General features: G+C 66.3%; 21 protein-coding genes and 3 pseudogenes. 14 read left to right on the top strand and 10 right to left on the bottom strand.

All coding sequences use genetic code 11. The annotated features are described in order from the left end of the window. The first annotated feature begins 115 nt into the window (after positions 1-115). Positions 116-1054 carry a LysR family transcriptional regulator gene (locus E0H73_RS44875; protein ID WP_131367348.1) on the top strand — a complete coding sequence of 313 codons (939 nt, stop codon included), beginning with the start codon at positions 116-118 and terminating at the stop codon, positions 1052-1054. Positions 1055-1344: 290 nt separating this feature from the next. Beyond that, complete coding sequence (locus E0H73_RS44870) at positions 1345-2496, top strand: serine hydrolase domain-containing protein (RefSeq protein ID WP_131367346.1); 1152 nt, start codon at positions 1345-1347, stop codon at positions 2494-2496. 817 nt (positions 2497-3313) lie between these two features. On the opposite strand, the gene sigJ is transcribed toward E0H73_RS44870, so the two are convergent. Beyond that, positions 3314-4252, bottom strand: coding sequence for an RNA polymerase sigma factor SigJ (gene sigJ, locus E0H73_RS44865; protein WP_131367344.1), 939 nt, complete (start codon positions 4250-4252; stop codon positions 3314-3316). Here sigJ and E0H73_RS44860 point away from each other — a divergent pair. Together E0H73_RS44860 and E0H73_RS46915 are read left to right on the top strand one after the other, a co-directional pair. Continuing rightward, the gene (locus E0H73_RS44860) at positions 4194-5042 is read left to right on the top strand and encodes an LUD domain-containing protein (protein ID WP_337590357.1); all 849 of its coding nucleotides are present in this window, start codon (positions 4194-4196) and stop codon (positions 5040-5042) included. The two genes, sigJ and E0H73_RS44860, sit on opposite strands and share 59 nt — an antisense overlap. Positions 5043-5088: 46 nt before the next feature. Beyond that, positions 5089-5313, top strand: coding sequence for a nuclear transport factor 2 family protein (locus E0H73_RS46915; protein ID WP_202867921.1), 225 nt, complete (start codon positions 5089-5091; stop codon positions 5311-5313). An 86-nt stretch (positions 5314-5399) separates the two neighbouring features. On the opposite strand, the gene E0H73_RS46910 is transcribed toward E0H73_RS46915, so the two are convergent. Then, on the bottom strand, positions 5400-5879 hold the full coding sequence (locus E0H73_RS46910) for a hypothetical protein (protein ID WP_202867920.1): 480 nt from the start codon (positions 5877-5879) through the stop codon (positions 5400-5402). A 276-nt stretch (positions 5880-6155) separates the two neighbouring features. On the opposite strand from E0H73_RS46910, the gene E0H73_RS48610 reads away from it, so the two are divergent. Continuing rightward, positions 6156-6722, top strand: a complete 567-nt coding sequence (locus E0H73_RS48610) for a GNAT family N-acetyltransferase (protein WP_131367340.1) — start codon at positions 6156-6158, stop codon at positions 6720-6722. A 210-nt stretch (positions 6723-6932) separates the two neighbouring features. Here E0H73_RS48610 and E0H73_RS46400 read toward each other — a convergent pair whose 3' ends face one another. After that, positions 6933-7070 carry a hypothetical protein gene (locus tag E0H73_RS46400; protein WP_165556166.1) on the bottom strand — a complete coding sequence of 46 codons (138 nt, stop codon included), beginning with the start codon at positions 7068-7070 and terminating at the stop codon, positions 6933-6935. 166 nt (positions 7071-7236) lie between these two features. On the opposite strand from E0H73_RS46400, the gene E0H73_RS44840 reads away from it, so the two are divergent. Next, positions 7237-7878, top strand: coding sequence for a LysE family translocator (locus E0H73_RS44840; RefSeq protein WP_131367338.1), 642 nt, complete (start codon positions 7237-7239; stop codon positions 7876-7878). Between the two features lie 41 nt (positions 7879-7919). On the opposite strand, the gene E0H73_RS46905 is transcribed toward E0H73_RS44840, so the two are convergent. Both E0H73_RS46905 and E0H73_RS44830 read right to left on the bottom strand, forming a co-directional pair. Next, a complete protein-coding gene (locus tag E0H73_RS46905) occupies positions 7920-8396 on the bottom strand; it encodes a hypothetical protein (RefSeq protein WP_202867919.1) in 477 nt (158 codons plus the stop codon). Positions 8397-8443: 47 nt separating this feature from the next. Then, complete coding sequence (locus E0H73_RS44830; protein WP_131367337.1) at positions 8444-8752, bottom strand: transposase; 309 nt, start codon at positions 8750-8752, stop codon at positions 8444-8446. A 281-nt stretch (positions 8753-9033) separates the two neighbouring features. Between E0H73_RS44830 and E0H73_RS46900 the strand changes: the two genes are divergently transcribed. Then, a complete protein-coding gene (locus E0H73_RS46900; protein ID WP_131367335.1) occupies positions 9034-10281 on the top strand; it encodes a GNAT family N-acetyltransferase in 1248 nt (415 codons plus the stop codon). Positions 10282-10627: 346 nt separating this feature from the next. On the opposite strand, the pseudogene E0H73_RS47775 reads toward E0H73_RS46900, so the two are convergent. Then, positions 10628-10842 (bottom strand): annotated as a pseudogene (locus tag E0H73_RS47775) (IS3 family transposase); the annotation flags it as partial. 981 nt (positions 10843-11823) lie between these two features. Then, complete coding sequence (locus E0H73_RS44820; RefSeq protein ID WP_131367333.1) at positions 11824-12255, bottom strand: nuclear transport factor 2 family protein; 432 nt, start codon at positions 12253-12255, stop codon at positions 11824-11826. A 54-nt stretch (positions 12256-12309) separates the two neighbouring features. Between E0H73_RS44820 and E0H73_RS44815 the strand changes: the two genes are divergently transcribed. The 4 genes from E0H73_RS44815 (at position 12310) to E0H73_RS44800 (ending at position 13706) form a co-directional block, all read left to right on the top strand. Then, positions 12310-12759: a MarR family winged helix-turn-helix transcriptional regulator gene (locus E0H73_RS44815; RefSeq protein WP_131367331.1), complete on the top strand. Its 450-nt coding sequence runs from the start codon at positions 12310-12312 to the stop codon at positions 12757-12759. Positions 12760-12854: 95 nt separating this feature from the next. After that, positions 12855-13004, top strand: a complete 150-nt coding sequence (locus tag E0H73_RS46895) for a hypothetical protein (RefSeq protein ID WP_202867918.1) — start codon at positions 12855-12857, stop codon at positions 13002-13004. 268 nt (positions 13005-13272) lie between these two features. Continuing rightward, positions 13273-13392, top strand: a complete 120-nt coding sequence (locus E0H73_RS46390) for an IS3 family transposase (protein WP_165556165.1) — start codon at positions 13273-13275, stop codon at positions 13390-13392. Continuing rightward, positions 13392-13706, top strand: a complete 315-nt coding sequence (locus tag E0H73_RS44800) for a DDE-type integrase/transposase/recombinase (protein ID WP_131367328.1) — start codon at positions 13392-13394, stop codon at positions 13704-13706. Before E0H73_RS46390 ends, E0H73_RS44800 begins: the two co-directional genes overlap by 1 nt. Positions 13707-13940: 234 nt before the next feature. On the opposite strand, the gene E0H73_RS44795 is transcribed toward E0H73_RS44800, so the two are convergent. From E0H73_RS44795 to E0H73_RS44785, 3 genes and pseudogenes are all read right to left on the bottom strand, one after another. Continuing rightward, entirely contained in the window at positions 13941-14297 is a 357-nt protein-coding gene (locus E0H73_RS44795) for a nuclear transport factor 2 family protein (RefSeq protein WP_131367326.1), read from the bottom strand. Positions 14298-14340: 43 nt separating this feature from the next. After that, positions 14341-15623 (bottom strand): annotated as a pseudogene (locus E0H73_RS44790) (IS256 family transposase). A gap of 814 nt (positions 15624-16437) precedes the next feature. Continuing rightward, a complete protein-coding gene (locus tag E0H73_RS44785) occupies positions 16438-17160 on the bottom strand; it encodes a TetR/AcrR family transcriptional regulator (RefSeq protein ID WP_131367324.1) in 723 nt (240 codons plus the stop codon). A 98-nt stretch (positions 17161-17258) separates the two neighbouring features. Between E0H73_RS44785 and E0H73_RS44780 the strand changes: the two genes are divergently transcribed. From E0H73_RS44780 to E0H73_RS44770, 3 genes and pseudogenes are all read left to right on the top strand, one after another. After that, a complete protein-coding gene (locus E0H73_RS44780; RefSeq protein WP_337590356.1) occupies positions 17259-18185 on the top strand; it encodes an ATP-binding cassette domain-containing protein in 927 nt (308 codons plus the stop codon). Next, positions 18185-19006 (top strand): ABC transporter permease, encoded by an 822-nt coding sequence (locus E0H73_RS44775; RefSeq protein ID WP_131367320.1) that lies wholly within the window; start codon positions 18185-18187, stop codon positions 19004-19006. The genes E0H73_RS44780 and E0H73_RS44775 overlap by 1 nt, the downstream gene beginning before the upstream one ends. Positions 19007-19013: 7 nt before the next feature. Continuing rightward, a pseudogene (locus E0H73_RS44770) lies at positions 19014-19249 on the top strand (ISL3 family transposase); the annotation flags it as partial. Positions 19250-19418 lie beyond the last annotated feature (169 nt).

The following is a 19418-nucleotide window of genomic DNA, read 5'->3' as shown; positions in this document are numbered from 1 at the left end:
TCATCAGATCTACTCCCACGATTGGGAGTTACGCCGAACTTCTTACAGTCCCGGCCTGGACGACTCGTCCCGTGGATAGATGCTCAGCGACCGGATCGTGTAGTGTTCCTGCACGGTGTGGTCAACGGTTGAATTGCGAGAGATCGAGGTTTTCCTTACGCTCGCGGATGAGTTGCATTTCGCCCGGGCGGCGGAGCGACTTGGTGTCTCTCCGTCGCGGGTGAGTCAGATGCTGCGCGGCCTCGAGCACAAAGTCGGTGGCGAGCTTCTGAGCAGGACCAGTCGCAGCGCTGCGTTGACGCCACTCGGCGAGAGATTTTTCGCCGAGGTTCATCCGCCTTATGACGAACTGCGTAGCGTGCTCGAGCGGACGAGCGCTGCCTACCGCAGTCTGCGGGGGAGTCTGCGCCTTGGGTTGCTCGCGGCCAACTCTGGTGGACGCCACCTGACGGCGATCGTCGAGGAGTTCGAGCGGCTTCATCCAGAATGCACCATCGAACTGAGCGAGGTATTCTTCGCCGATCCACTGGGCCCGCTCCGCCGCGGCGAGATTGATCTGATGGCCACGCGGTTGCCGATCGCTCAACCGGACCTGACAGTCGGCCCAGTCCTTGCTCGTGAACCTATGGTGCTCGCGGTCGCCGACGACCACCCACTCGCCGGCCGGAAACGAGTTTCCATCGAGGACATCGCTGACTTCCCGGTAGCGCCGATCACAGACTCGCCCAAGGAGCTGATTGACACCGTCATACCGCGTCGGACCCCGGCAGGCCGCGCGATTCGACGCTCGACCAGACGACCGAAGACACCCCATGAGGTGACGGCGCTCGTCGCTCGCGGGCAGATCGTCCACCCCACCGTTCCTTCATTTGCGCAGTACTTCGGCCAACCTGGCATCACCTACATCCCGATCAGCGACATGCCCTCAGTAAGATCAGGACTCGTGTGGCGCCGCCGGGACGTGAACCCCCGACTCCGTGAATTCGTCCGGGCAACACGCGCGATCCTCGCCACCGCTCGCGATGCACAACGCAAAAGGAGTACGGCCGGCTAGCGACAAGGTGGCCAGACCTCTGAGCGCTCCGACGAGCCGCGGTAGCACCGGTTCGACTTGAACGGACTACTGGTCGCCGGACTATCTGGCCGGCTGCTGACCGATCAGCGGTTACTTGCAGGAAATGCAGACGACCAGGCTGGCGTTGAGGGTTTCCCTGACCTGCGCGCCAGCTATTTCCGGGGCGCAGGGCGGGAAATTTCAGCAGATTCCGGATACCGGGCCGACCATGATCCGAGGAAGGTGTGCCAAGGAATTACCCACTTTACCGCAGGGAGTCGTGATGCAAAATGACGACAAGAGTAACGACAAAATGGTGGCGGATCATGCTGCGCACAACCGCCGTTGCCGCGGCCATCGCGGTATTGTCCGCGATGACAGTGCAGGCTAGTACGACGCGTGCCACCCGGCCCGATCTTCAGGCCGGCGTCGACGCGATCGTCGCAGCCGGTGCCCCGGGGGCGTTGGTCGAGGTCCGCGATGAGCGCGGAACCTGGCGGACCAGCAGCGGTGTCGCGGCGCTTGGCACCACAAAGCAGGTGCCGGTTGGCGGGCGCTTCCGGGCAGGCAGTGTGACAAAGATCTTCGTGGCCACAGTAGTGCTGCAACTCGCCGCCGAAGGCCGTTTGCGACTCGATGACACCGTCGAGCGATGGCTACCCGGGGCCGTACCTGCTGGTGGCCGGATCACGTTGCGCCAGCTGCTGAACCACACCAGCGGCCTGTACAACTACACTGACGACTTGCCGTTGCATGATACGGAGGCATACCTACAGATCCGGTTCCAGACCTGGAGTCCGTCGGAACTGCTCAAGCTCGCGACCCGCCATCCGCTGCTGTTCGAGCCCGGCACGCAGTGGCGGTACTCGAACACTGACGACATCGTGCTCGGCCTTGTAGTGCAGCGGGTGAGTGGACATCCGTACGGCGTCGAGATTGAACGACGGATCCTGCGGCCAGTCGGCCTGCATGCGACCTCGATACCGGGAACGTCGGCCCGAATTCCCGGGCCGCACGCACACGGGTATCTGCCGCTGGTGTCTGACGGTCAGGTCAGCCCGATCGACGTCACCGAGATCAACCCGTCGGCGGCGTGGGCAGCGGGTGAGATGATCTCGACCACGGCCGACTTGAACCGTTTCCTCAGCGCCCTCATCGGCGGGCGCCTGGTGAGCCCGGTAGAACTGCGAGAAATGACCACGCCGACGCTACCTGCTACCGACTACGGGCTCGGTCTTAAGCTGGTGCATCTGCCGTGCGGGGTCACGGTCTACGGCCACGATGGCGACGCCCCCGGTTACTCCACCTGGTCGTACGCGACCGCCGACACCCGGCGGCGGATCACCATCTCGATAACCTGGGGGACTGGGGACCCGCACGGTCCATTACCGCAGGTGCTCGATCTGCTGGCCACCGCGGTATGCCCACGCGCAACTGCGTAACCGGACCGCCAACTGCCGCGCGACAGCAGAGTGAACGGTCGGCCATTCAGGGTGATTGAGCCGCCGATGCGCGCGCCGAGGGCGTCGGCGAAGCTGCGTTCCACAACCGCCGCACCTGGCCGGATCCAGCTGCCATGCGTAAGTTTCGGTTGGTCGACAGTGGCTGGACCAATCGTGCGGGTTGTTCGTGACGCTCCGGCATGTTGCGACAAGATGGGTGTAAGCACAGGTGGCGTACTCGAGAAGTGTTACTGCCTCTCGGCCGCGCTTGTCCGGCCCGACCAGACTCGCCGTCTGTGGCCGCATCTCGGCGGGTGCGCCGCCGCAGGTAGGAATCTGTGGGCTCAGCAGACTGGCGGCCGCGTTGCGTGTCAAGATTTTGAGGCGGGGGTTGGTTAGGGATTCATTGAGTCAACCGGCTGCTGCTCCTTCTCGTTCGGGTCGTTAGGTTTCGATGGGGAGGGCGTCGACTGCAGCGGAACGCCGCACCCGGTCAGAACGAGTGCCGGAATCGCGAGCCAGCGCATCGACGTCATGTCTTCGACTCCGTGAGTCCCAGCGTGCTAGCGCCGGCATTGGTCATCACGTCGGCGGAACGCGCAGCAGGTCGGCCGGCCTGAGTACAGCGGGACTTGATCGCGTATCACGTCTGCGAGCGCCTCGTCGTGAGCGTCGAGGCGCGGGCCGAGCCTGGGAAGCTCAACGCTCTTGTGGTGCGACCACCCGCCATGACCGGGCGTCGGCCGCGCTCAACGCCGCGTGGATCACGACCGGCAGGCGGTGGTTAGCGGACTCGAGGGTGGGGTGGAGACCTGCCTCATCCCGTCGACCAGCGGCGGAGCTTTTCGGGGTTGCGGACTACCCAGATGCGCTTGATCCGGTCGCCCGCGATGTCGAAGGCGAACACCGTCACGATGACGCCGTCCTGCTGAGCCACCAGGCCGGGCTGACCGTTGACCGCACGCTCCAGGAACCTCACGTTGCCAGGCCGCCGGCGGGCGAGCTCGACCCAGGCGTGCGCGATCTGCTCGCCACCTTCGATGGGGTGCAGGAAGGTGATGGCGAGGCCGCCGCCGTCGCCGATCGCCGTGGCGTCTGGGTCGAGCAGACCGATGAGGGCGTCGATGTCCTTTGCTTCCCACGCCTGCTTGAAGTCCCTGACGACCCTTGCACGCTGGGCCGCCGGACTCGCGGGCGCTTGCGATTGGCGAAGGCGGCGGCGGGCGGAGTAGGCCAGCTGGCGGCATGCCGCCGGGGTCCGGCCGACAATCTGCGCCACTTCGGCGAAGGAGTGGCAGAAGACATCGTGCAGGATGAATGCGACGCGCTCGGCCGGCGTCATCGATTCGAGCACGACCAGGAAGGCCATGCCGACAGACTCGTCCAGGGTGACTCGGTCGGCGGGGTCGGCGGTCGCATCGCCCGGCCGAGCGCTGATCCACTCCGTATGCCCCGGCAGAGGCTCGGGGATCCATTCGCCCACGTAGGTCTCTCGCCGGACCCGTGCCGAGCTGAGCTGGTTCAGACAGATGCGGCTGGAGACTGTTGTCAGCCAGGCGCCGGGGGAGTCGACGGCGGCCTGCTGTTGCTGGGACATGGCGTACCAGCGGGTGTACGTCTCCTGTACGGCGTCCTCGGCTTCGGCCAGCGAGCCCAGCAGCCGGTAAGCGAGATTGATCAGCTGACGCCGCTCGCTCATGATCGCGTCCAGGCCGGGATCGGGCCGGTCCTGTCCTGGCCCGGATCGTGTGGTCATCGTGTCGACTGCTCCCTTGGTTGCCTTCGCCCTTCTCCTGTTCGACAGGGCAGCGCACCGGAACGTCAGGTCGGGTACGCCGTCTGACATTCCGGCGCGCTGTCCTGTCGATCAGGTGAGACGGATACATCATCCAGCGAACAGGAAGCTCACAAACATCATGACGACCCCGATGACGGCAACCACATTCAGCGACCCAGCGCCCGCTCAGCGTCTGGAGCGGGCAGCCATGGCGTTGACCGCACATGGATTCAGCGTGGAGATTCTGGACGACGCCGCCGCTGCGCGTGCCCGCACGACAGACCTGATTCCGGAGGGCGCGAGCGTGTTCACCGGGGCCAGCGAGACGCTGCGCCTGTCCGGCATCGAAGAAGACCTCAATGCCAGCGGGCGGTACGACGCGATCAAGCCACGCACGCTGGCCATGGACCGCGCTACCGAGGCTGACGAGATCCGGCGGCTGCGCGCCAGCCCTGACGTCAGCGTGGGCAGTGTCCACGCGCTCACCGAAACCGGTTCCCTCGTGGTCGCCTCAGGCAGCGGAAGCCAGTTGCCCGGCTACGCCGGCGGCGCGGCCCGTGCGATCTGGGTTGTCGGTGCCCAGAAGGTCGTACCCGACCTGAGCACCGCGCTGCGCCGCGTCGAGGACCATTGCCTTCCGCTCGAAGACGCGCGCTCCCGGGCAGCCTACGGGTGGCCCAGCGCCGTCACCCGGCTGCTCATCCTCAACGCAGAATTTCAGCCCGGGCGCGGCACGGTCCTGCTGCTCCGCGAAGCCATTGGCTTCTGAAGAAGCAGAGGAGACCTATGAGTGACTTTCAGGCCTCGCGGACCGGGTGGAGATCGAGGCGTTGCGCGGTGAGTTCAGTGACGCGGCGATGATGGGGGACTACGATCGCTTCGTGTCGCTGTTCACCGACGACGGCGTGTACCGGATCCTTGACGCCAACGTCGTACAAACCGGCCGAGAGGAGATCCGTGCCGGGACCGAGCGACTGGCGGGCGCGGTGGGAGTACTTTGTACAGACCACTCGCCGGGGTGCGATCCACCTGGACGGTGACACTGCGTCCGGCCGCGCCCACGTGTGCGAGCTCGGCCGGCTGCGCAACGGTACCTCGATCTACAACTACGCAATGTCCACGACCGTTATCGGCGTACGGCGTACGGCTGGAAGTTCAGCGAACGCGTCTTCGAAGTCAGATACTTCGACACTGCTCCGCTTCCGGGCTCACCGCTCGTGGCCTGGGCGGCGACGACCCTGACGCCCCGGAACAAGCGGCGCAGTAGCCGCTGGATGACACACGTCGGCGCGGAGTTGCAACGACTCGACATCCGGGCCGCCGCGTCCGCTGAGCCGACGAGCTCGAGAGAGACAACCAGGTACACAAAGACGCTGAGGATCAGGCTGGCCAGGGCACCTGCGGAGAACAGGACCGTGCGATGCCGGACGGAGGCCCTCGCGTGGGCGGCGAGGATGTGGTCTCGCCATGCTTGCTCGCGGCAACGAACCCGGGCCTGTCGGCGAGATGCATGCGTGGCGGTCGAGTAGACATCGGTGTGGCTGTAGTCCGGCGGCTTGATGTCCGCGACCACGCCGCCTTGTCGAGCAGCCTGGTGGTCGCACACCCAGCGAGCTCCGCCGCGACTCTCGACCGCTGATTTGCGGCCCCGGCTGATCGATGTTTGCCGATGGCTCCCAATGTTGCTCTCTCCATGAGGCGTGGTGGGCCGCCGCCCGCAAGGCCCACGGTGACGCCGCCAGGCACAGGGCACTGATCGAGGTTCTGCTGCTGCACCGGCACATGCACCACGACCGGGTCGTCGCCGGCCTGGGCGCTGCGCTCAGAGTCGGCGCACTCACCGCCGACGCGGTCGTCCTCGAAGCGCGCCTCATCGCAGAACATGACAACAACAGCGCGACCAGCACGGCACTGGGCAATCACCACCGACGGCAAGCAGGCCCAAGGCGAAGTCCTGCTCAACTGCATCACCGGCAGCATCGGCTACATCGTGGGCGTCACTCACCGCGGAATGCCACTCGCCTCACGAGCACTACGCGCAATCACCGATTACTCAGACGCAGAACTCGGCCTACCCCGGCTGATCCTGGAGATCGAACCAGACAACCAGCCAAGCATCGCTGTCGCGAGATCCGCCGGTCTCGTCGTCACCGCCACACAGCCCGAGACCGTCACCGACAAGGGACGGACCTACACCCTGGCCACCTGGGAACACACCCCCGACCCCAGGACAGACACCCCCACCTCCATCAGACCCCGCGCGGAACCACAACCGCCGACACACCAATCCCGCAGCCGAGGCCAGGGTCTCTGCACTGCGCCAGTCCACCAGTTATGCCGAAATGGGACGCTCGACCGAAGATCACAAGGTTGTGGTGGTCCGGCGTCATTCGGTTGCGGCCCGCAGCAAGAAGATCCAAGCGCGGCTAGCTCCAACATCCCGCGTTGACTTTGTCCGTCAGAACCGATGTCGCTTGTCGGTGAGTGTCGGTCGGGGATGCCGGCTGGGATAGTTTCTTCGCCGGTTCCGATGTCAGTGGGTGAGTTCTCGACTGTGGGCGGGGCGGTTGGACTCGGTGCCGGTTTCGAGGATGTTGCCGCCGAAGGTGGGGCCGGTCGACGAGGCTGCACAGAGCCGGGGGTCGGTGAAAAGCTTTGCTCAGCTGGCGAAGGAGTCGTTGGAGGCAATCCGCGGGGGTCTGCGGGTAGTCGTCGGGCGGTCCATGTAGTTCTCCGGGCCGTACGGATCGATCATGTCGCCGTCCTCACCGACGTCGAGGTCGGCTGCGTCCAGCATTATCCGCGGCTCATCGTCGTCTTCGATCTTGCCCGCCTGTGATCGCGGAACCGTCGCCGGCGTTACGCTGGAGCACATCGTCGAGGTCCCGTATGGTGCGCCTGTCTGCGGCATCCAGCACCCGGAAACCGGCACACCTCTGCTGAGCGGCTGGCAGACTAGCGGCATGGTGAACGGACATTTGTTGGTGGCGTTCGTGGTGACAACGGCGGTGGCGATGATCGTGCCGGGGCCGGACATGTTGTTCATCCTCGGCTGTGGGATCCGGGGTGGTGCCCGCGCCGGTCTGCTCGCGACTTGTGGCGTGGCGACGAGTGAGACGATCCACGTGGCGTTGGCTGCGGCCGGGCTGACTGCCCTGTTCGTGGCTGTGCCGACAGCGTTCACGGTCGTGCGCATCGTCGGCGCGGCGTACCTGATCTACCTGGGAGTGCAGGCGATTCGCGGTCGCGGCAAGCTCGATGTGGGGGAGGACGGAGCGGGGAACACCGGGCGGACCCGGGTCAGTGGTCGGCAGGCCTATGTGCGAGGGCTTACGACCAACCTGCTGAATCCGAAGATGGTGACCTTCACGGTCGCGTTGCTGCCACAATTCGTCGATCTGGGGCGCGGGCACGTTTGGCTGCAGTTCGCGATCCTCGGGGCAATCCTGGTCGTGTTCGAGTTCCTCGTCGACGGGACCGTGGGCGTACTGGCGGGCCGGATCGGGTCCATGCTCCGCCGGCGCCGCGCAGTACGACGTGGTCTGGATGTCGCCGCCGGCGGGATCTTCATCGCCCTCGGCGTCCGCATCGCAGTTGAACGCTAGCGTTCCACGCGCTTCGCCGGTTCTGATGTCGGTTGCGGATGTCAGTGGAGTGAGTTCTCGGCTGTGGGCGGGGCGGTAGGACTCGTACCAGTTTCGAGCATGTTGCCGCCGAAGGTGAGCCGGTCGACGAGGCTGCGCAGAGGCGGGGGTCGGAGAAAGTTTGCCGCAGCCGGACGAGCAGTAGGAGGCCCCGTTGTCGAACAGGACGCGTTCGACGAGACGCCGTGGTCGGCGAACCAGCGCCGCGGCCCGGCGGAGAACGCCGTGGCGGTGGGCGGAGAGGCACACGGCGGGCTGGGCCGGTGCGTGCTTTGGGCGCGGACACAAGACCGACACGCTGATGGCGAGTTGGTCAGCTCGCCGGCATGGCGGGCCTCGTCGACCAGGAAACGGTAGCCGAACTCCGAGTCGTCGCGGTGGGCATCGAACAGCGCGTTGGCCCGATAGGCGTGCTCGAGCTTGGCGGCGGTGACCGGCCTGGCCAGCCACCGGTAGTACGGCTGGCCAGCGATCTTCAATACCCGGCACGTCACCGCGACGAGGATCCCGTCGGCGGCCAGCCCTTTCACGAGCGGGTAGAGCCTTTTCCCGGAGGACTGGCCTGGGACAGGTACGCCGCCGCGCGGCGCAGCACCTCGTTCTCCTGCTCCAGCAGCTTGATTCGCCGACGGGCCTCACCCAGCTCGGCCGACTCACCACCAGACACACCCGGCTTGACGCCTTCGTCGATCTCAGCTTGTCGCAGCCACTTGAACAGCGTCATCGGATGAACCCCGAAGTCCTTGGCGACCTCCTCGACCGTGACTCCGGGTCCCCGATCGCGAGCCACGCGAACGACATCATCACCCAACTCACGTGGATAAGGCTTGGGCACAGCAACATCCTTCCAGCCACCTCTCGGCAAGCCATCTCAGATGTCACCTATACGTGCAGCAGACCCATGTGGCACCAAACCCACTGCGATGGTGGGGCGGTAATCCAGGAAGCAGCCGATGCTGCCGAGGCATAAAGCCCGTTCATGCTGCGCAATCATGCGGCGAGGGCCAGTTCACAGGAGGATCACGTGCCGACATGCGCGTCGCTCGGAAGTCGCCAGCATCCACACTCGCCGCTGCAGTCCACCGCCGCCAGCTGCACGCAGGAGGATGTTGATGAGTGGCTGCCTACGGGACTAACGACGCGCAGCGCGACGAGAACGTTCATAGTCGTCGCGAAGAAGGCGCGCCTCGACACCACGGCCACCATCCAGCACCGGTCGGCGAGACGGGTCCGCCGCTGAGCCAGGATCAGTGGCTCGCCTGGATCCACGAACTCGTCTGGTGCCACCGAGTCACTCCCCTATGGCGTCGCCGAGATGCTGTCGCTCTACACCAGCCGCTCGTCAAGGGCGTCACCATCGACTACATCGACAAGTCCTTGGGCATCCCGAGCACCCGACTGATGTTCCCGAGCCGTTCGCGTTGCTCACCCCGCGGCAGGTCGCCTCGGCCCAATCTCCACACCTGCGCGGATACCGAAAGCCATTGGATGTTCCGCATGGACTCGGGATCGCCACCCGCGCCTGACACCGTCACGGGCCGGCTCCGCGTCTGGGCCTCAACCTTTGTCGGCGCCGGCAACCGCGCCATCGGCGAGCTCATTCTTGAGTGCGCCGCCGTTCTGGTTGGCCGGCGGTTGGGCTACAGCGCACAATTGGCCTTCCTTCAGGCTGCCAAGGGCATCCGAACCTGGGCGCGCTATGCCGACCGCCGGATCAAATCGCCATGTTCTGCGAATCCGCTCGGCCCGCTGGCCGGCCGTCGGCTGCCCGAGGCGGGTTGCATCCATCCTGCGGCGTCTGCAGACGAAGGTGCGGGTAGCGGCGGCTGGCAGCTGCAACGACCGCCAGGCTCGTGCGAAGATGGCGACGTGCCAGTGCTCACGTACCTCGAGATGACCCGTCCGAGCGAACTGCTGCCTGCGACCTCACCGCTCGTCGACCGAGTCCAGTTGACGCCCATTGAGGGCGATGTCGTCCGCGTCCTGACTCTGGCAGTTGGGTGTAAATTCGCTTGGCCGAGCCACCGCTGGGATCGCCAGCAGTGGATGGACTATTTGGCCAACAATGCCATGCGCCATTGGGCCGGGGCGGTCGACGGCGAATCCATTGGGCTCGTCTCGCTCAACATGCAGGGACACCCGGACGTCGAGATTGACTCCTTCGGTGTGTTGCCCGAACTAATCGGCCGAGGCTTCGGTGGCGCATTTCTCACTGAGGCAGTAGCGCGAATTTGGGCCCTCCCGGCGCAGCGGATCTGGCTGCACACCTCGAGCGACGATCATCCAAACGCGCTGAAGAACTACCTCGCTCGCGGCTTCAGGCGGTTCCAACCCTCACAGGTGTGCACCGCAGATCAGTCGTGACCGTGGCTGCGGCAACACATCCAGGGTCGATCCGCCCTCATGATACCTGGAATTGATCCGTTGACGGACAGGGTCGATGTGGGGTGTGGTCAGGCTAGCTGCTGGGTCGTGCCGGTGATGGTGGATTCGTATTGTGCGTCGGCGGGTGTTGTACAGCCTTCGATGTAGTTTGTAGATCGCGCTCGCGTTTGCGTGGAAGGCGTGCCGCGCGGTCAAGTCCAACGCGCGCCGGCGCCGAGGAACGCGATCGGCGCAACGCGACCTGTGCGCGGGCGACGTACCGGAAGGTCCTGTTCGTCAGATCGTGCCGCGGGCAGAGCGGCGGCCTTGCGGGTGGGCCAGGTGGGCGGTGGATGAGCTCGGCCTTCAGGGTGGAGAAGAGGGACTCGGCCACGGCGTTGTCCCAGCATTGGCCCGTCTGTCGACCGACAAAGTCACGCCGGGATCCCTTGCCAGGTTGGTGTCTTGGGTCGAGGTGTACTGGCAGCCTCTGTCGCTGTGGAACACCATCGCGGTTGCGGGTCGGCGTCGATCGACTGCGTCGGTGAGCGCGGCGGCGACCGGGTCGGTGCGCAGGTGATCGGCTGGGCGACAAGCGGGGAGGCCGGGACCACTAGGAGCGATCACGGGGCCAGCCCGTGCAGTTGGGTGACCGTCAGCGTTGCGCTAGGGGTGGAACTGTCGCGGATCCGTCTCGGCTGAACGTAGCGGAAACACTGCGGCTGAACGGCGCCGATCTTCAGGGTTAGGCGTCGGTCGAGTTGTCGGCGTCGACGGACGAAGCAGATATGCCTGATCGGCACCGACAAGGTATTCAGCCCACGACAGCGCGAAGGTGCTTCAGTCTGGCTGCCACTGGTGCGGCGGCGGAGGCAACGATGTCTACGAGGTGTGCGGCTCCGACGAGTGCTTCGCGAGGATCCACCTGGCGGCCTTCATAGTTCTTGGCGCGCAAGGACAGCACGCCACCGCCGCGACGCGGCGAGCACAAAGCCGAAGAACACTGCGGTGGTGGGGTCCCTGGCGGAGCGTTCACCGTGGCCGAGGACGAGCGTGAACGAGCCCCTCCGCCGACAACCTTTACCAGATCGGTCCGCTCGAATGCCGCGGCAATCCGGCGCCAGCCGATCCCGTGGCTCGAAGCCACTCAAGCCGGATGATCCCAGGCGGTGCGCCCGGGATGCGTGCTGGCGGCTTCGAGCCGACGGTGCGAGCGCCGGGAGCTCTGGTATGGAAGTCCACTGACCACCGCGCTCCCTGAGTCGGGGGTCGGGGGACACCCAGCGGCGACGACATGGATGCGAATCAGTTCGCCACCACGACTGCGATCTCACCGAGCGAGTCGCGCGCCACGCCATCGGACCGGCAACACAGCGCGCGACGTACGTCTCACGGAGTCTTGGGTGCACCTGCACACTCGGGGTGGAGTCCGACGCCAGGTCCTCGCGGGATGCGGACATCTCCGTTGGCGTGTTCTGCGCACTGAGAGGGGATGCAGCTGCTCAGACAGCCTGAGGGTGCCGGCTCAGCGACGGCAGCCGGTTAGGCGAGTGCCTTGGCGACTGTCGCGAGTCGACCGGCTGCACGAGCGACAGCGAGGCCATCGAGATAGTCGCGGACTCGAACGAGCTGGCCGTCGCGGATGTGGAGGACGAGGACACCGGGTAGCTCGAACGGCTCTTCGGTCGTCCGGTGCTGTCCGACGACGACCTGCTCGACTACGAGGACCGATCCGGCCGAGCAGCTGTGGGCCGCGACGTCCAGAAGCTCGCGGGGCTGTACGGCGCTGGCCGCCCAGGCGGCGCGGTACGCAGCCCGGATCTGCTCGCGACCTGCAAGGCGATCCGGCATGCCGGGGAACAGGAACGGGAACTCGTGGACCGCGTCGACGGCGTACAGCTCGGCGAGATCGTCCGCCGAGAGATCGATGATGGCGCGCCGATAGCGGCTCAGGATCTCGTCGGCTGTCAGCATAGCTATCTCCTTCCAGCAGTGCGACTAGCCATTATGAACATGTAAACTATCAATATGTCAACTGATGATTCATATCGCCTCGTCCTCGAGAGGGTGCACAGAGCGGATCTGCTCAGCCGTCGAGTCGCCGACCGGAGCCTCGCCGCCGATGTCGGGATCGGACGGGCGATGTTCCTGATCCTCGATCTCCTCGCCAGTGGAGAGCCGGTCTCGCAGCGCACGATTGCAGACCACCTCGGCCTCACAACGGCGGCGGTGAGCCGCCACATCACCACAGGCCGGGACCGCGGCTGGCTGCGTGCCGAGTCCTCTCCGGCGTCGCGTCGCGAGCACGAGGTAGTGCTCACGTCGGCAGGGCACGCACTCGTTGAGCGCGGCCGTCACCGCCGGGACGAGGCTGGGCGGCGCGCCGCGGGCGAGCTTGGTGGGGCCGAGCTGAGGCGGATGGCTCGTTCGCTGCAAGGCCTCTGTGGCTACCTAGAGGAGCAACTACGCGAGCGCTGACCGCCTCAGCAGATGCACCAGTAGGTGGGTTTCCCCTCGTAGCGGTGGAGACATCTCCTTTGAGGTGAGGGCGGTGGCTGAGGCACGAAGGAAGTTTGATCAGGAGTTCAGCAGGGCGCGGTGCGGATCGTCCGGGAGACCGGGAGCCGATCGCGCAGGTCGCCCGTGAGCTGGGTGTGAAGGCGGGGACGTTGGCGAACTGGGTGGCCAAGGACAAGCGGCTGACGGCGGTGATGGCCGGTTGAGCGAGGACGAGCGGGCCGAGCTGGCCAGGCTGAGGCGGGAGAACGCGGAGCTGGCGACGGAGCGCGATGTGCTCAAGCGCCCGGTGGTCCTCTGGGTCAAGGACGCGATGACCCGGGACTGCTCCCTCTGGCCGGGTTCATCGCCGCCCAGAGGGAGCAGTACCGGGCGCCGCACGCGGTCGCGTGCCGGGCGCTCGGAGTCAGCCAGGCATGGTTCTACACGTGGCGCCAAGGCGACGCCTCGGCACGGCACGCGCGGCGTGAGCAGTTGAAGGTTGCGGTCGCTCGGTGGTTCGCCAAGCATCACGCCACCTACGGGTCGGCGCGGATCACCGCCGACCTGCGCGACGAGGGCTGGCGAGTCGGCGAGACACCGTCGCGCAACTGATGCGTGAGATCGGACTGGCGGCGTGGGTGAAGAGGCGGCGCCGGCGGACCACGCGTGCGGGCCGGGGCCGGTGGCGGGCACCGGACCTGATCGGCCGCGACTTCGCCACCGATCGACTCAACCGCAAGTGGTACGGCGATGGCACAGAGATCACCACCGACGAGGGCAAGCTCTACCTGGCCAGCGTGCTCGACATGGGCTCACGCCGCATCGTCGGTTTCGCCCTCGGCGAGCACCACGACGCCGAGCTCGCTTACAACGCGCTGGTAATGGCCGCGCGGTCCGTGGCGACAAGGACGTTATCGCCGAGGTGATCATGCATACGGATCAGGGCAGCGAGTACACGGCCGACACCGTCCGCGCCGCCTGAACCGGCTCGGCATCTGCCAGTCCATGGGCGGGGTCGGTTCGGCCTTGGACAATGCCGTGATCGAGTCCTGGCACTCCACCGTGGAGTTCGAGCCACGCAGCCTCGAGCAATTCACCACCAAAGCCCAGGCCCGCACCCGGGTCGCGGCCGAGCAATTGTCAATACTGTGGATGAGTCTTCAGTGTGATGGCTGGTTCTGCTGGTAGGTCCACATCTCGGTCATGAGATCGTCGACGAGGCGGATCAGCCAGATTAGACGGCCGGGCGAGTCGGTGGTCTGCTGCGGTCGGCCGACCGAGCCCACGACGGCGATGAGGTCGTTGTCGCCCAGGACGTCGTGGATGGTGAAGCGCAGGTCCGGGCGCTCGGCCCGGATGGTCTGCACGGCCTGCTTGACGCCGGCGGGTCCGGTGACGTCGGGGTGGGCGTGGTCGACCCATTGCGAGTGCAGGATCTGGTCGGCGATCGCGGTGTCACCGGTGTTCCACATGTCGAAGTAGCGCATGACCATGCTGTGCGCCGATCCGTTGTCCATCGACGTGCTCCGTTCCTAATGCTGATGGCGTTGACTGGGTTGATCATGCCGCTTGGGCGTTGGTCGGCGTGGGGCTGGGCGGGCGCTCGACGAGTTTGCGACGTTCGAAGCGGGCTCCGGCGCGGACGAGGGCAACGAGGTGGGGTGCGTTGACCGCGCGCCACCGGGCTTGTGCGGACTCGATGAGCTTGAACGCCATGGCCACGCCGGCGGCGCGCGAGCCGGGACCCTTGGTGACTCGCTGACGGAGCCGGACGGTGGCGAAGGTCGACTCGATTGGGTTGGTCGTCCGCAGGTGCACCCAGTGCTCGGCGGGGTAGTCGTAGAACTCCAGCAGCACGTCGAGGTCGTCGGCGATCTTCGCGGCCGCCTTGGGCCACTTGGTGCCGTAGTCGGCTGCGAATACGCGAGCGGCAGCCTCGGCGTGCTCGCGGTCCTCGGCATTCCAGACCTCGGCCAGCGCGGCCTGCGCGCCCGGCTGGGCGGACTTGGGCAGCGCGTTGAGGACGTTGGCGATCTTGTGGAACCAGCACCGCTGCTCGCGGGTGTCGGGGAACACCTCACGCACCGCCGCCCAGAACCCCAGCGCCCCGTCACCGACCGCGAGCACCGGCGCCTGCATACCGCGGCGCTTACAGCTGCGGAGCAGGTCGGCCCACGACTCGGTCGACTCCCGGTGTCCGTCGTCGAGCGCGACCAGCTCCTTGGTGCCGTCCGCGCGCACGCCGATGATGACCAGCAGGCACACCTTGTCCTGCTCCAGGCGGACCTTGAGGTGGATCCCATCGACCCACACGTAGACGTAGTCGGTGCCCGCCAGGGAGCGCTTGTTGAACCCGGCCGCCTCGTCTTGCCAGTCCTTGGTCAACCGGGTGATCGTGGCCGACGACAGGCCAGCGCCGGATCCGAGGAACTGCTCCAACGCCGGCTCGAAGTCGGAGGAGGAGAGGCCGTGCAGGTACAGCAGCGGCAACACCCCGGCCACCCGCGGGCTCTTCCTCGCCCACGCCGGCAGGATCGCCGAAGCGAACCGCTTGCGCTCCCCGGTCACCGGGTCGACACGCTTGTCGTTGACCGCGGCGCGCGCACCGGGATCGCGCCCGCCGCCGTGGTCACCTCGCGCGGCTCATGGTGACCGTTGCGGACTACCAGCCGCCGACCCGCCTCGTCGAGCTCGTCGGCGAACTGCTCGACGTAAGCGGCGACCTCGGCCTGCAACGCCGCCGCCAGCAACTGCCTGGCGCCGTCGCGCACGATCTGGTCGAGCAGCGACCCACCGGCCGTGTTCTCGTTGGACGCCTCGGTGTCGTGGACTACCTTGAGCATGAGCGCACCTTCCCGAACCAGCGCGCCAACGCCGGTCCTGATCAGAATCTGGTTGATACGAGATCTTCCTCGGGAAGGTGCGCTCCTTCGCGTTCACCCGCCGAGGGCCATCCACAGGTTCTGATCATTGCTCGTCGCGGCCTGGATCGAGGACTCATCCACACGACCGGCGCCACTCCGCATTGCGCTCTCTGGTCGACTACGAAGTCACCCACCACTACGACCGCACGCACGACCACCAACCGAAACACGCAGCATGAACGACCCGCACCCGCACACCGAGTCTGACCTCGTCCTCGCCAGCGCCAAGGCCACGCCCTCCGGGCGGCCTCCGGCCAGCCTCGACCCCGGCTCCTGGTGAGCTCCTGACCCAAGCCAGCAGGGCCCGGCCAAAACCGAAACAACAAGGCTGAAGTCTCTACGGTTTCAGGGGATTGCCGCGCCTGATCACGAACTACGGCTGGAGTACTAGGTGCCGGTGGCCAGCATTGATAGCGACATAGAGAAGGATTGGAGTCCGCGCCGCATTAGCGGCTTTGCAGGCGAGCCGCGAACTTTCGCGTTTCCCAACGCTGTGCGCGCATATCGTTGGCGTCACAGTAAATGAGAGCGGCTGGATAACTGGACCTTCGCAGTTGAGGGTGTAGAACTGGATCGCCGCGTCAGTCGCCGCCTACCGCGCATCTCAATCGCCTGATGCCCCGCCGAGCAGAGCGGGCAATTCCTGCGACGTCGATGCCGTCAACGCCGACTTGCGTCAGTGTCGCCGCTTCCAGCGGTCGATTTGAGGTCAAGCCGAGGAGCCCAAGGAGACTCAGTCCCTTGATGGAAGGCTCGCCGTGATGCTGTCGAGGACGCGCTGGAGTCCGTGTCGGAACTGGTCGTCGCGGCTCAGGTGCGGCTGGCGCGCCTCCATCACGATCTTGGTGAAGATCGGGTATTCCCCGCTCTTCACCAGCCGGTCAACGTACGAGTGGCTCCGTGCCATCCACTCCGACTCGCTGAGTCCGCTGCGGCGGACTTTCCTGGCCGTGCTGATCTCTTCGCGGACCGTGCTCTCGACGTAACTGTTCAGCAGGGCCACGAGGTCAAGGTTCTCGTCGATGGGGACAAAGGCGTCAAGCACTCCCATCAGCCGTTCGATGAGCAGCAGCTGGTTGGGGCCGAAGGTGGGGAGTGACCGCTGCACGCTGGCGATCCACGGGTGTCTCATCCACATGGCCCGCAGCCCGTCGGCGTAGCGGGTCAGGTCGGCGCGCCAGTCGCCCGAGGGCATGCCCGTGACGTCGATCTCGCCCATCACCTGGTCGGCCATGAGGTCGACCAGGTCCTCACGGCTCGGGACGTACCGGTAGAGCGACATCGCGCCAGCGCCGATGTCGGCGGCGATCCGCCGCATGGTGGCGGCCTCGAGTCCCTCGGCATCTGCGATCCGGATCGCCGCTTCGGTGATCTGCGCGCGGCTGTAGACCGGCTTCGGCCCTCGGGCGGGGCGCTCGGGTCGCATCCAGATGTTCACGTACTCGGCGTCAGTCACCGTCCCACCTCCCGGTTGCGTACATGGTACCCAGTCATTTAAAGTCATCGGAGACCGCGTACAACGTACCCAGAGGAGGGATGATGACGGATCCGATCGTGGTCGCCGAGGGGCTGCACAAGTCCTTCGGCGACACCCAGGCTCTGCGGGGTTTGGACCTGAGAGTCATGAGAGGGACGGTTTGCGGCGTGCTGGGGCCGAACGGCGCGGGGAAGACGACCGCGGTGCGCATCCTGGCGACGCTGTCCGATCCCGATGCCGGGCCCGCCCGCATTGCCGGATACGACGTTGTACGTGAGGCCGGCGAGGTGCGCGAGCGAATCGCGCTCGCGGGCCAGCACGCCGCCGTGGACGAGAAGCTCACCGGCCGCGGCAACCTGCGCATGTTCGGCCGGCTGTCCCACCTCTCCCGGCGCGAGGCGCACCGGCGGGCCGACGAGTTGCTCGAACGCTTCAGTCTGGTGGACGCCGCCGATCGGCAGGTCAGTGGGTACTCCGGCGGTATGCGGCGTCGCCTCGACCTGATCACCAGCCTCATCCTGCGCCCCGAGGTGCTATTCCTGGACGAGCCGACCACCGGCCTGGACCCGCGCAGCCGCGGCGAGATCTGGGACAGCGTCCGCGAACTGGTGGCGGACGGCACCACGGTGCTGCTCACGACGCAGTACCTGGACGAGGCCGATCAACTGGCCGACGATATCGCCGTCGTCGACCACGGACGGGTAATCACCACCGGCGCCCCCGACGAGCTGAAAGCCACCATCGGTGACCGCCTCGATGTCGAACTCGAAGACCCCGCCGCCCTGCAGCGCGCGGCGGCTGTGCTGAAAGCCCTGGCCAGAAGCGAACCCACGACAACTGACACCGACCGGGTGAGCGTCGCCTTGCCAGGCGGCAGTTTCCGGCTTGCCGACATCGTGCGCGAGCTCGACCGCGCCGGGGTCGCTGCGGCCGACGTAAGGCTGCGCCGTCCCACCCTCGACGAGGTGTTCCTGCGCCTCACCGACCGGAAGGAACTGGTCTGATGACCGACCTCGCCTTCTCGCTGGGCTACCGGCTGCGGTGGACGGTCGCCGACGGGCTGACCCTGGTCGGCCGCGAGCTGGGACGACTGCGACATGCTCCCGGCGAAATCGTCGCGGCGCTGATCTTCCCAGCCGTCATGGTCGTGCTGTTCGGGTACGTCTTCGGCAGCGCGATCCAGGTGCCGGACGGCGGCAATTACCGCGAGTACCTCATGCCCGGCCTGTTCGCGATGGTGACCTTCTCCGCGTGGTTGGGGGTCATGACGCGGACGGCCGCCGATGCCTCCCGCGGTGTGATGGACCGGTTCCGCTCCATGCCGATGGCGCGCTTGGCGGTGCCGTTCGGGCAGACCGGCGCCGACCTGCTGACCGGCCTGCTGATGCTAGCCATCATGGTGGGCACGGGCATGCTGGTGGGTTGGCAGCCGCACCGCGGCCTGATCCCGACGGCCCAGGCGTTCCTGCTGATGATCGTGCTGCGGTATGCACTGAGCTGGGTGGGCGTCTACGTGGGCCTGGCGGTGAAGAACGAACAAGTCGCGGACGCGATGGTGCCGCTGGGCTTGCCGTTCACGATGCTGTCGAACGCGTTCGTGCCGACCGACGGCATGCCGGGCTGGCTGCGCTTTCTGGCCGACTGGAACCCGGTGAGCGCGCTCACTACCGCTTCCCGGGAGCTGTTCGGCAACCCGGGCGTCACGTCCGGAAACGTGGCCTGGCCGCTCGCGCATCCGGTGACTGCCGTCCTGCTCTGGTCGGCCGCGCTGCTGGTGATCTTTTTCCCGCTGTCGCTCCGCGCCTATATGCGCAGTGGACGCTAAACGCGCCATGACATCTGCAGACCACGTCCCCGACGTTACCCCTGCTGCGGGCTTCGCCTGCGCTGATCTGACTGCTGTCTGTCGGCTCGACGAGCTCGGCCTCGTCGTCACCGGGCGGCGACTCGAAGCCGCCCGCGCGGTTCTGTCTGCCGCGTTGGCGAACCGGACCAGTGCTGCCGACGTTGCCGCTGCGAGGGCAATCCGCGAGGCACCGTGGTCCGGCCCTTGGCGCACGAGCTGCTGCGGGTCGGGTCATGACGTTGTTGACATTCTGCGGGGCTGCTGAGCGTGTTCGTTCGGTGTTGTTCAGCCTTCCTGGAGTCGGATGACTCCGTGGAGCATTGCCAGCAGGAGGTTGTCGATCCGGTCGTGGCTGAGGTGGAGTCGGCTCGCGATCTCGTCGCAGGTGGTG

The organism is Kribbella pittospori, assembly GCF_004331465.1.
GTDB classification, from domain to species: domain Bacteria; phylum Actinomycetota; class Actinomycetes; order Propionibacteriales; family Kribbellaceae; genus Kribbella; species Kribbella pittospori.
The sequence above is the reverse complement of the archived record's forward strand: the minus strand, read 5'-3'. Positions and strand labels throughout refer to the sequence as shown.